6 protein-coding genes are annotated in these 12,201 nt (G+C 65.1%); 3 read left to right on the forward strand and 3 right to left on the reverse strand.

The window, feature by feature from the left end:
- The first annotated feature begins 69 nt into the window (after window positions 1-69).
- Genes RAH42_RS04690 through RAH42_RS04700 form a run of 3 tightly spaced genes read left to right on the forward strand, consistent with a single transcriptional unit; the run spans window position 70 to window position 3,154 of the window.
- On the forward strand, window positions 70-1,047 hold the full coding sequence (locus tag RAH42_RS04690) for an ABC transporter substrate-binding protein (protein WP_078016184.1): 978 nt from the start codon (window positions 70-72) through the stop codon (window positions 1,045-1,047).
- Between the two features lie 36 nt (window positions 1,048-1,083).
- Window positions 1,084-1,986 (forward strand): ABC transporter permease subunit, encoded by a 903-nt coding sequence (locus RAH42_RS04695; RefSeq protein ID WP_078016185.1) that lies wholly within the window; start codon window positions 1,084-1,086, stop codon window positions 1,984-1,986.
- Window positions 1,967-3,154, forward strand: coding sequence for a glycine betaine/L-proline ABC transporter ATP-binding protein (locus RAH42_RS04700; RefSeq protein WP_078016186.1), 1,188 nt, complete (start codon window positions 1,967-1,969; stop codon window positions 3,152-3,154). The genes RAH42_RS04695 and RAH42_RS04700 overlap by 20 nt, the downstream gene beginning before the upstream one ends.
- A 204-nt stretch (window positions 3,155-3,358) precedes the next feature.
- On the opposite strand, the gene pbpC is transcribed toward RAH42_RS04700, so the two are convergent.
- From pbpC to RAH42_RS04715, 3 genes are read right to left on the reverse strand one after another with little or no spacing between them, the layout of a single operon-like run.
- Entirely contained in the window at window positions 3,359-5,596 is a 2,238-nt protein-coding gene (gene pbpC / locus RAH42_RS04705) for a penicillin-binding protein 1C (protein WP_317540046.1), read from the reverse strand.
- Window positions 5,597-5,609: 13 nt separating this feature from the next.
- Window positions 5,610-10,880, reverse strand: a complete 5,271-nt coding sequence (locus tag RAH42_RS04710; protein WP_317540047.1) for an alpha-2-macroglobulin family protein — start codon at window positions 10,878-10,880, stop codon at window positions 5,610-5,612.
- Between the two features lie 60 nt (window positions 10,881-10,940).
- Entirely contained in the window at window positions 10,941-12,170 is a 1,230-nt protein-coding gene (locus RAH42_RS04715) for a hypothetical protein (protein ID WP_078016189.1), read from the reverse strand.
- Between the last annotated feature and the right edge of the window lie 31 nt (window positions 12,171-12,201).

Genomic DNA, 12,201 nt, shown 5'->3' on the forward strand with positions numbered 1-12,201 from the left:
TCGGGGCGGTCTGTCTCCCGCCGCCATCGGCGCTCCGGGGGATCCGAAACCCATGAAAAGGAGGACATCATGAAAAAGACGACAAGATCGCTGCTGCTCTTGGCAATGCTCCTGCCGTGTGTGTCGGCGGGGTGCGCCGCCGGCGGCACTGCGACGGGGAAAGAGAAAACCGCTCTCACATTCGCCGACGTGGGCTGGGATTCCATCAAACTGAACAACGCGCTGGCCGGATTGATCGCGGAAAAAGTTTTTGGGTACACGTGGCAGGAAACGCCGGGTTCCACGCCGATCTCCCATGAGGCCCTGCTGAAGGGAGAAATCGACATTCACATGGAGGAATGGACCAGCAACATTCGGTCTTACGCTCCGGACCTGCAGGCCGGCCGTTTCACCGAACTGGGCGTGAACTTCGACGATAACCGCCAGGGCTTTTACATTCCCAGGTACGTGGCCGACCGCTGTCCCGATCTGAAGAGCGTAAAAGATCTGGCCCGTTATGCCGAACTGTTCCCCGACCCGGAGGATGCCTCGAAGGGCATCATTTACGGCGGCATCGTCGGCTGGGAGATCACGGAGATCATGAACAAAAAAATAGCGGCCTACGGGCTGGACAAGAGTTACAACTATTTCGCCAGCGGTAGCGACGCGGTGCTCAGCGCGGCGATGGTCTCCGCCTGGGACAAGAAGGCACCGATCGTGGCCTATTACTGGGAACCCACGTGGCTGCTGGGAAAATACGATTTCGTCCTTCTCGAAGACGAGCCGTACGACGCCGAACGCTATCACGAGGGATACAGCGCCTGCCCTTCGGTCACGGTGACGGTGGCGGTGAGCAATGACTTTGCCGCGTCGAATCCGGAATTCTGCGCGTTTCTTGCTAAATTCAAGATGAGTTCCGCGATGATCAGCGAAGCTTTAGCCTATATGAACACCACCAATGCCGGCTACGAAGAGGCCGCGGAGTGGCTGTTGACGAAGTCGCATCCCGAACTGCTGGATCGATGGCTCTCGCCCGAACAGGCGGCAAAGGTGAGGGCGGCTCTGTGACAGCGCCGCTTTGTGCGTTCCGAAAGGGGGTAGAGCATGGATTGGCTGTTCACATTCCCGGAATTCTTCAAACTGAACACGACGGCGATCGACACGACGGTGCGTTCTTTCGCCGTGAACGCCGAAACCTTTCTTGACCTGATCAAAGGCGGCCTCAACAGCTTCGTGAGCCTCGTCCTGCTGTGCCTGAGGCACGTGCCGTGGCCGCTCTTCCTGCTGCTGGTCGCGCTCCTGGTCTGGCGCGCCCGCCGGAGTCTCCGCAGCGGCGTCCTGTACGCCGCGCTGGTCGCTGCCATCGGCTTCGCCGGACTGTGGCAGATGATGCTGGTGACGCTGTCCGTCGTGCTGGCCAGCGTGATGATCGCCCTTGTGATCGGCATTCCGATCGGGATCCTGATCTCCGGTTCCGATCTGGCGAATAAAATGCTCCGCCCCGTTTTGGACACCATGCAGACGATGCCGGTGTTCGTCTATCTGATCCCCGCGCTGCTGCTGTTCGGGACGGGCAACGCCTCGGGCGTGATCGCCACGGTCATTTACGCCGTCGTCCCGGTCATCCGCCTCACCAGTCTGGGGATCCGCCAGGTGGACAAAGAGGTGGTGGAAGCCGCCAGGGCCTTCGGCTCCACACGGTGGCAAACGCTGTTCAAGGTGCAGATCCCCCAGGCCAAACCGACGATCATGGCGGGCGTCAACCAGACTCTGATGATGGCCATGGCCATGGTGGTCACGACTTCGATGATCGGCGTGCGCGGGCTCGGCATGGAAGTCTTGAACGCCGTCAACCGGATCGAGATCGGGCGCGGGCTCGTGGCCGGAAGCTGCGTCGTCGTCCTGGCGATCGTGCTCGATCGGGTGACGCAGGGGATGAGCTCCGGAAAAGGTGCGGACAGTCCCAATGGAGACGGAGGACAGGCTCATGACAGCCCTTCGAAATGACGTGATCCTGAGGATGGAGCACGTGACCAAGCTCTATGGTCCGAACTGCGCGGAAGCGTCCAGGATGATGTCGGCGGGGGCCGACAAGGATACGGTTTACAAAAAAACGGGGTGCACCGTCGCTTTGTGGGATGTCGGCCTGGAGGTTTTCAGGGGAAGCATTTTCGTGATCATCGGCCTTTCGGGATCGGGAAAATCGACGGCGGTACGCTGTTTCAACAGACTGACGACGCCGACGAGCGGAAAGGTCCTCTTCGAGGGGCGCGATATTCAGTCGATGAGCCGCAGGGAGCTGCTGAACCTGCGCCGCGAAAAGATAGCGATGGTCTTTCAGTCGTTCGGGCTGATGAGCCACAGAGACGTCCTGGGAAACGTCACCTACGGCCTGGAGGTGAAAGGGCTCGGGCGCGAAGACCGTGAACGCCTCGCCAAAGCGAGCATTTCCATGGTGGGACTCGACGGCTGGGAACATCAGCCGTGCGAGCGGCTCTCCGGCGGGATGCGCCAGCGGGTCGGCATCGCCCGGGCGCTGGTCAGCGATCCCGAAGTGCTGCTGATGGACGAGCCGTTTTCCGCGCTGGATCCTCTGGTGCGCCGGGACATGCAGTTCGAACTGCTGCAGATCCAGCGGAAACTGAAAAAGACGATCGTCTTCATCACGCACGACATCGACGAAGCCTTCAAGATGGGGGACAGGGTCTGCATCATGAAGGACGGGAAAGTCGTTCAGATCGGCACGCCGGAACAGCTGAGCACGCAGCCTGCCGACGAGTACGTGCGGAACTTCGTCAACAGCGCGGACAAGACGAAAGTGGTGTCGGTGCGCAACATCATGATCACGCCGTCCAGCATTGTCCGCCTGGACAACAGCGTGGATTACGCCATCCATGAGATGCGGATGAACGGTTTGTCTTCCGTTTTCGTGATCGACCATGATCTGCGCCTGTCAGGGATCCTCTCGATCAGGGAGGCGATCGAGGCGCGCCGGCAGGGGCAGCCGATCGCTCAGGCGCTCTGCCGGAACGTGCAGACCGCGACGCCCGATACGCTGATCGCAGACGCCATCTCCCTCGCGGCGGAAGCGCCGTTCCCCATCGCCGTTGTCGACGAGGAGGGGGTTTTGCTCGGCATCGTCACCAAGGCCAGCATCCTTTCCTCTCTGATGTGAGCCGCTTTCCGGCGAAAACCCGGAGGCGCGGGCTGCGGACGGAGCCCTGCGGAGTCGCTCTGCGGAGAACGGGCGCGCTGCGGTCTTTCGGTATTCGCGAGTCCGTTGAACGAGAAAAGGCTGCTTCCCTCCATGCTTTTGCGCGGAGAGAAGCAGCCTTTTTTGTTCAAAGCGGCGTTGGCAGAGGCCGCGGGAGTGCGGCGGTCAATCGAGCGGGAGCAGATCGGGGAGCTGTCGGCCGGGATTGTCGTCCAGCGTGTAAACGGAGAAGGAGATCGCTTTCTGCCGTCCCAGCGAGTCGGTCACGGAAAGGCGGTGACGCCCCGGCGTCATCGGCCACAGGCAGGGCCGGTCCGCCGTGCCGCGGCCGGCGTATTTGCCGTCGACGAACCAGAAGAACTCGCCGGTGCCTTCGGCGCGGAAGACCAGTTTGGCGTCTTCCTCGTGCATCAGGTAAGCGGCGTCGGCCAGCGGCGAGGCGACCGTCAGCTCGGTCCGCTTTTCGCGCGCGCTTTCCATGTAGACGGACAGCTCCTGCGGCCAGACGACCACCACTTTGCCCTGTTCGAGCTGGTGCATGGGGCAGACTCCGGACGGCGAGACGCCGGGAATGAAATATTCCCTAACGGTGCGCGGGCAAAGGTCAGTGGGCGGCAGTCCCGAAAGCGAGCAGACTTCGCGCTGCGCCACGCCGGCCGGCGGCGCGCCGAATCCTCCCGGCGGCAGGGCGCGGAACGCTTTCAGCACGGCTGGCGCGGCCGCGCCGAGGCCGACGAGTTCGGGATGCGGTTCGCCGCGCGGGTCCCCCAGCCACACGACCAGCGACCAGCGGTCGTTCCAGCCGGCCGTCCAGGCGTCGCGCAGGCCGTAGGAGGTACCGGTCTTGAAGGCGATCTGCCCGCGCGACGGATCGACGGATCGCAGCAGCGTCGGCATCCGCGCCGGATCGGCGAGGACGTTGGTGGTGATCCAGGCGCTTTCGGCGGAATAGACGTCGCGTTCCGAAAGCGGCTCTTTTTCGACGAAGCGGCTCTCGATCAGCCGTCCGCGGCGCGCCAGCGCGGTGACGGCGCGGGCGAGCTGGAGCGGCGACACTTCGCAGCCGCCCAGCACGAGCGAGTCGCCGTAGTGCGCGGCGCTCTGCGTCAGCGCCGCGAAGCCGAGATTGCGCAGTTTCTGCAGCAGGCGTTCGCCGCCTTCCGCGCGCAGGATGCGCACGGCGGGGACGTTGAGCGAATCGACCAGCGCGTTGGCGGCGCTGACGGGGCCGCGATAGATGCGGTCGAAGTTGCGCGGCGCGCGTCCCGAAAGCGTCAGCGGCGTGTCGGCCATCAGCGAGGCGGGTGTGAGCGCGCCGTCCTCGAAGGCCATGGCGTAGGCGAACGGTTTCAGCGCCGAGCCGGGCGAACGCAAAGACGAGGCGCAGTCCACCCAGCCGGCGGGAGCGCCCTTCATGCCCCAGCGGGCGTTGGGCACATAGGCGCGCACGGCGCCGGTGGCGTTCTCGATCAGCACGCCGGCCGCCGTGACGGCGTCGTCCTGCGAGGCCAGCGCGTCGAGCAGCGCGGCGCGGAGGACTTTCTGCGCGTTGCGGTCGAGCGTGGACGTGATGTCCTTTTCTTCCGTCAGGCTGATGACCTTCTGGCAGGAGACCCACTCGTCGGCCGGCGGCGGCGAGATCGTTTCCGGCAGCGGTTCGGCCATGGCGGAGCGCGCCTGCCGGTCGGTGATCCTGCCGCGCTCGCGCAGCAGCGAAATGGCCCAGTTGCGCCGCTGCCGCGCCGCTTGGGGATGCAGGTCGGGACGGTAGGCGGTCGGTCCCTTGATCATGACGGCCAGCAGCGACGCCTGCGCGATGGTCAGGTCGCGGGCCGAGCGACGGAACCAGGCCAGCGAGGCGGCTTCGACGCCGCGCAGATTGCTGCCCAGCGGGACCACGTTCAGGTAGATCTGGAGGATCTCGTCTTTCGATTTGATCTTTTCCAGTTGAGTTGCCTGGGCGAACTCGCGCAGCTTGGTTTTCAGATTGCGTTCGGCCGGCCAGCAGAGGCGGATCACCTGGCTGGTGATTGTCGAGGCGCCGGAGCGCACCTTCCCGGCCAGCAGATTGTCCTTGGCGGCGCGCAAAACGCCCCGCCAGTCCACGCCGCCGTGCGACCAGAAACGACGGTCCTCCACTTCCACGGCGACGAGCGGCATCCAGCGCCCCATCTCAGAAAGAAGGACGGGGAGACAAAACTCCCCGTCCTCTGACATGGTCACGCTGAGCATCGTCCCCTTGCGGTCGCGGACGACCGTGGAGCGGGGCCAGGACGAGAGGCGCGCCTCGATCGGCTCGAGCCGGCCGAGCCGGTTCCAATAACGCCAACCGGCTGCGGCGGCGAGAAACGCGCAGAGAAGCGCCGCCCCTCCCATCCAAAGCGTGAGCTTATGAAATTTCATCTGTAATGAACGGTTACTGGATCGTCACCGTACCGGCCTTGCCGAGGTAACCGATGCCCTTGTTGCCCAGCGCCTCGACGGAGATCGGCGGTACGGAGAACGTGCCGCGGTAGACGGCGCGGAGCGGCAGTTTCCATTCGAAGTTCTTGCCCTGCCCGTCGATGTGGAGCAGCAGACGGTCGAAGCGCAGGTCGGAGCGGACGGAGTAGCCTTCGCCGGCGGTCATTTCGCCGGCGCTGACCGCTTCGAATCCGGCGGGCAGCAGCGCGCTCAGCCGCAGCGCCGCGGGACGCGAGCTGGCGGTGACCTTGATCTTCATGGCCGCTTCCTGGCCGAAGGCGATGGAGGACAGATCGAGGTTTTCGCCCGTCTTGGCGTCGACGAAGCTGCGCTCCACTCGCAGGCCGCGGCTGTAGCTGCGCGGCTCCTTGTTGGGCACGCCGCTGGCGGTCCAGGAGTACCAGATCGAACCGGCGCCGCTGGCTTCGAGCTTCATGGTCCCGCCCTTGCCGCCGCGCCAGATCGCGGGCTTGCCGTCAAAGACCGCCGCCTCGTTGCCGTCGGCGTCGAACAGTTTGGCCGTGACGGGGCCGGGGACGACGTGAGTCGAGAACACGCCGAGCGCCATGATCATGCTGCCGGCGTCGCGGGCGCTGCGGCGTCCGCTGCCCTTGGCCAGTTCCGCGGCGATGCGGGCCGCGAGATCGCGGCTGGGCGCTCCGCCGGGTTCGATGGCGTCAAGCGCCAGCATCCTGAATCCGGCTTCGGGCAGCGACAGCTTGGCGTCGGCCGAAGAGGATTCCGAACCGGCCAGCGCCTGGGCTTTTTCCTGATCGCCGGCGAGGGCGTAGCTGGCGGCCAGCAGCGCGCGGCCGGAGCCGCTCAGGTCGCCGATGCGCTCTTCGAGCCAGTTCATCCAGCCCAGCGGCGCTTCGCCGCCCAGCGCCAGCACGTAGGCGCCATAGGCGCGGGCGTTCATGGCTTCGCGGACGTTCTTTTCCGGCAGCGGCTCGGCCATGTAACGGCGCAGCCACTGAGCGCCGGCGTTCAGGCCGGAAGGTTCGATGACGCCGGCGGCTTTGACGGCCGTCAGCAGGTGCAGGGCGGCCACCGAGCCCCAGGCGTCGGTACCGTCGCCGCGCCAGGCGCTCCACGAGCCGTCGTAGAGCTGATAGCTCGCCAGACCGGCGAGGACGGTGTTCATGGCGATGCGGTTCTCGATCGGGTTGACCAGATCCTGATCTTCGTCGCTGAGCAGGCTGGGCATGTTCAGCGTGATCCAGCCGCGCGAGACGAGACGGTCAAGGCCGAAGCCCCACGTATCGACCGTCTCGAGCAGCGAGACCGCGTCGACCACGGGCGCGCCGGAGATGGTCAGCGTCAGGCTGCCCGTACCGGGGTACCAGTCGTCGGGCAGGACGATGTCGGTCGAACCTTCGCCGGCGCTGCCGCCGCCGACCACGGAAGTCAGCGGCCAGCCGGGACGGATGGCAAGCCCGGTTTCGGACGCATAATCGCGGCCGTCCAGCGAGACGGAAGCTTTCAGGGCGCCGTGTTCGCTGGCGCTGCGAGCCGTCAGCGTGGGGATCAGCGACGTCAGTTCGAGACGCTTGTTGGCCGTCAGCGCGATCGTATCCTTCCACTCGCTTTGGCCGTTGAAGTTCAAGTCGAGCCCTTCCGCGGGAGTCACGACGGCGGAGGCGCTGCCGCCCTGTTCGGCGGTGACGTTCAGCGCCGCCTGGAGCTGGTCGCCGGGCGCGGTGAAGCGGGGCAGCGTCAGGTCGATGACCACGGGGCGGGCGATCTTCGACTCGCTTTCGGCGCGTCCCAGAGCCACGCCGTCGACAGCGATCGCTTCGACGCGAAGCGCGCCGGCGAACTCGGGCACCTGCGTGGTGATCTCCGCCGTGCCGTCCTTCAGCTCGACGGCGGGCAGCCAGATCGACAGCGGCTTGTAATCGGAAGCGCGGACCGGCGACATCATGTCGGCGTTGGCCATCAGCTTGGCTCTGCTCATTTCGGCGTCGTCGCCGCCGGCGGGATGGAGCAGCGCCGTGCCGCGGGCCTCGATGGGCAGCAGCGAGTCGTAAATGTCGCACATCTTGCCGTCCATGCCGCGGCGGCGCGTGAAGTACTTCCATGGATCGGCGTTGTCGCTGCCGCTCAAAAGCAGGATGCCGCGATCGACGAGGGCGACGGCCACGGTCCCCTTGGCGGGCTGTCCCTTGGCGTCGGCGACGCGGATCTTGGCGCTGAACACGCCGGGCTCCGCCTTGTCGGGCGCCTCGACGGAGACGTTCAGACGGCGGTCGCTGAGGTCGAGCTTCAGCGGCAGGGCGCCCAGCGCGCGATACGGCGGCTTGGTGTCGGCGCTTTCGGGGCGGACGACCTGGATCGTGAGCCAGCCGTTGGGGAGCAGTTCTTCGGTGACGGGCACGTCGACGGTCGTTTCCTTGTCGGCCATGTCGAAGGACTTGACCATCACGGGGCGGTCGCTGCCGAGGGCGAGGATGGCGCGTCCGGCGAAGGGCGACTTGACGGTGATCCGCGCCGTGGCGCCGGGCAGATAGCTTTCCTTGTCGGCTTTCAGCTCGACGCGGTCGGGCATGACGGCGCCCATGGAAGCGGAGCCGGTCCAGTTTTCCCACACCCAGAGGCGCAGCGAGGCGCGTCCATCGGCGTGAGTGAAGGTCAGGCGGTATTCGCCCTCGTCCTTGGGCGTGAAGGCGTATTTGCCCTTGCCGTTCAGCGTGACCTTGTCCGTGACGGGCTCGGAGAACTCTTCCTGCCAGGTCATGCGGCTGCCGTTGTCGTCGCTGACCATCACGTAGCGGCTGGTGACCTTGCTGATCTCGACGGCCACTTCGCCCAGGTTTACGGGCTTGTCGTCCGGATCGACGGCGACGAGGCCGATCTCGGCGGAGCTGTTGGGACGGACTTCGGCCTTCGGGGCCATCACGCCGATCAGCGCCTTGGTGGGATAGATCGGCGCCGAAACCGTGCTGCCGGTCCAGCGGCCGTTGGCTTCCATGACGTTGAGACGCAGATGGGCGCGGATGATCGAAGGAGCGTTCAGATCGGCCTCGGGCGTCCAGACGGCCTGAGCGGCGCCGTTCTCGTCAAGCTCTCCGCTGGCGATCTGGCCGGAAGAGCGCCCGGCGTCCTTGCCCATTTCGGAGCCGAAGACGTAGCTGGGATTCGCCTTGGAGACGTAGGCTTCGGGAACGGTGGTGTAATCGAGTTCCCAGTTCAGGCCGGCGCCGCTGCCGCCGAAGAGGTAGCGGGCGCTGAGTTCGAGCGTGGCTTCCTGCCCGGGATAAAACGCCTTGGGGGCCTGAAGCTTCGTTTCGATCTGAGGCGGACGGAACTCCTCGATCTGCACGGCGCGCTCGGCGACGACGGTCTTCGTGCCGGGAACGGTCAGCCGCAGCGAATAGGAACCGCTGTCGACCGTAGCGGGGATCGGTACGGAGACGACGCCCGTGCCGTCGGCGCCGAGCTTGATGACGCCGGAAGCCAGGTCGATGCCGCGGGCGGTCAGCGCCCAATTCAGCGGGAATTCGCCGGGCAGTTCGAGCACGGTGCTGCGCACGATCGCCTTGGCTTCGAGCGTTTCGCCCGGCTGCCAGAGCGCGCGCGGCAGGATCCACATGCCGTCGTAGGCGTCGTTCCACGGCGCGCCGGAGATGTCGACGTCGCGGCCGGAAAGCTGATTGACGCCGAGCTTGACGAAGGAGAGACGTCCTTCCTTTTCAACGGTGGCCACGGAAGGCTGAAGGTCTTCCTGCCAACCTTCGGCGACGCCGAAGGAAACCAGGCCGTCGGCATCCGTCGTTCCGTTCAGGAGCAGCTGATTTTTGCTGGAGTAAACTTTCACTTCGGCTCCGGACAGCGGCTTGCTGTCCGAGATCGAATTGGCCCAGATCTGCAGGCCGCGCTTGTACATGCGCGCCGACAGCGCCGTGTCGGTGATGGTGAGGAGCATTCTGGCGCTGTCCCACGTGGAGGGATCTCCGTTTTTGGCCTCGATCAGGTAGACGCCTTCGCCTTCGCAGCCGAGGCCGGCCAGATCGAGGGCGCGGCGCGCGGTCTCGTTGACCATGCCGCCGACGGCGTATTTCTTGGAACCGAGCGGTTTTGCCCAGCTGATGAAGCTGCCCTCGTCGTCAAGATCGAGCGCGGCGATCGGCACGTTGTTGTTGTAGAGCCGCCACGCCGAAACTTCGAGCGTTTCGATGTTGGCGCTCTCCACGGCGACGCACGGGGCCTCCGCGGGCGTGAGGAACATTCCGGCGGCGGGGAAGCGCACGAAAGAGGGCATGTCGGGGAAGATGAACGCTTTGACGAAATCTTCTTTCATCGGTTGGGCGTCCTGCCCGGTCAGTCCCTTGCGGATCGTCAGTGTGACGCGGCTGCGGGGCGCGAAATCGCCCTCGATGTTGAAGCCGTCGTAACTGCCGGTCAGTGTGAAGGGAACGGCGGGAGACAGTTCGATGAATCCTTTGGCCTTGGCCAGATCGACGCTGTTGTTCAGACCGACGCGGATACGCCCGCGGCCGGATTCGTTCATGTAGGCGTTGGAATCGGTCACCAGCGTTTCGGTGGAGACGTTCAGCGTCGCTTCGAGCCCGCCTGCCTGCGGCAGGTCGCCCTTGTCGGGCAGCAGCCCGCCCTCGACGAGGACTTTGACGCTCTTGCCGTAGACGGAGCTGGTGCGGACGACGATCTCTTTGGCGGGCGTCGCGCCCTGGATGTTGTAGCTCACGGAGTTGCCGGCGGCGTTGAAGATCTTCAGGAAGCCGCGCAGGCGCACGGGCGAGACTTCGGCGCTGAAGTCGAGGCGCAGCGTCAGCTCGCGGTTGGGCGACGTGCCGATGATGGTCACGCGGTCGAAGCTGAGCGCCGGGCGGTGGAACGTGAAGCTCTGACGTCCCGCGACCAGCGATCCGCCGGCGGTGCGGAGCCCGCCGGGGCCGAAATCGGCGTCATAGCGCGTGGCCGGCTGCAGATTGGCGGACGGCGTGAAGACCAGCTGATTCGTCTTCACCCACTTGGCCGTACCGGCCAGAGCCGGACGGAATTTGAGCGGCACCGCGCCGCCCGTGAGGGGCTTGTTCAGCTGGTTGCTTTTCACCACGTCGCCGCTGAAAGTAACGGTGAACTTCGGGCGGTTGGCCGTCACTTCGCCCTCGGGGGAGAAGCTTTTGACGGTCACATCGTTGGCCGCCCATGCCGCGCCGGCGAGAATCAAGCCGCACAGCAGGGCGCCGAAAAATTTGCGCATGGAAAGACCTCCTTGCGAGAAAGATTTTATGATGCGGAAAACGAGCTTACGGAAGCCGCGTTAACACCAGAAACGTTCCCCGTGGAACAGCTTCGGCCGGCGCGCGAATTCCGCCGGCAGGCTCGCGGTTGACCGCGCCGGGACGCGGAAGGACGACCGCACGGCCGGCGGCGTGGCCGGCGCCGACTTTTTGTTGATGAAGTACCAGGCGCCGCCGATAAGCGCCGCCGCCAGGAGCACGGCGATGGTGACGCGGAGCGCCGAGATCGGCGACTTGCCGCCGACCCGTCCGGTCTGGCCGTTGACCATGAAGTTGTAGACCTTGCCGTTGTAGCGGAACGACGACAGCCACACCGGCAGCAGCAGATACTTGAACTTGAGGTCGTCGTAGCTGGTCTGTACGTTGACGTTGGCGACCGTGTCGGCGCGGCATTCGTAGCGGATCTTCTGCTTGACCTGGCGTTCGAGATGGTCGTGGATCTCTTCGCGTCCCTGTTCCCAGCCGTCGTTGAGGCCGACGGAGTAGCGTTCGGCGGCGTAGCCGGCCAGGTATCGGGGGTTATAAGCGACGTTGGCCTCGGTGTCGAAGGGCAGGATCTCGTTCAGGATCGAGGCGTCGTGGCGCGCCGTGGCGAGCACGGGATGATCGTTGACGAATTCGCTGTAATCGCCGGAAGTGTAGTACCAGTCGGTGACCGTGCGGGTTTTGCCGTCGGCCTCCCTGACCGTGCGGTAGATGCCGTAGCGCCCGTCGTACTCGGACTCGGTCTGCGTGTCGAAGGTCCAGTAAGGCAGATAGACGCCGTGGAAGGCGTCGGGACGCGCCTTCTGCTTGGCCAGCGACGGGCAGAACAGTTTGCCGGCGATCCAGCGCTTGAAGTTCGCGCCGGCGGTCTTCTTGTCGATCTTGAACGGGCAGACGCCGCCGGGGGCCATGGTGTCGTCGTCCTGCACTTCCATGACCTGGTTGGAACCGCAGTAAGGGCATTCGTTGGCGACTTCGAGCGCGTCGTAGATCGTTTCCGCGCCGCAGGACTCGCAGAGAACCCTTTTCTTGGCGGCTCCCCAGTCGTGACTGGCGCGGTCTTCGGCGTCTTCGAAGTCGATCTCGCGGGCGGCCTCGCCGGCCGCGATCTCTTCGGCGTATTCGCAGTAGGGACATTTCATGCCGCCCGTGGCGGGGTCGAACTCCATGACGCCGCCGCACTGCGGGCATTTCTTGTCGGTCTCGTCCTTGGTTCGGACCCGTACAGGTTCCTGCTCATCCTGAAAGGCCGGTTTTTCTTCCATGGAATTTTCTCCTTTCGTCAAGCGCGATGCG

This window comes from Pyramidobacter sp. YE332, from assembly GCF_033060595.1.
In the GTDB taxonomy this organism is placed as follows: Bacteria; Synergistota; Synergistia; order Synergistales; family Dethiosulfovibrionaceae; genus Pyramidobacter.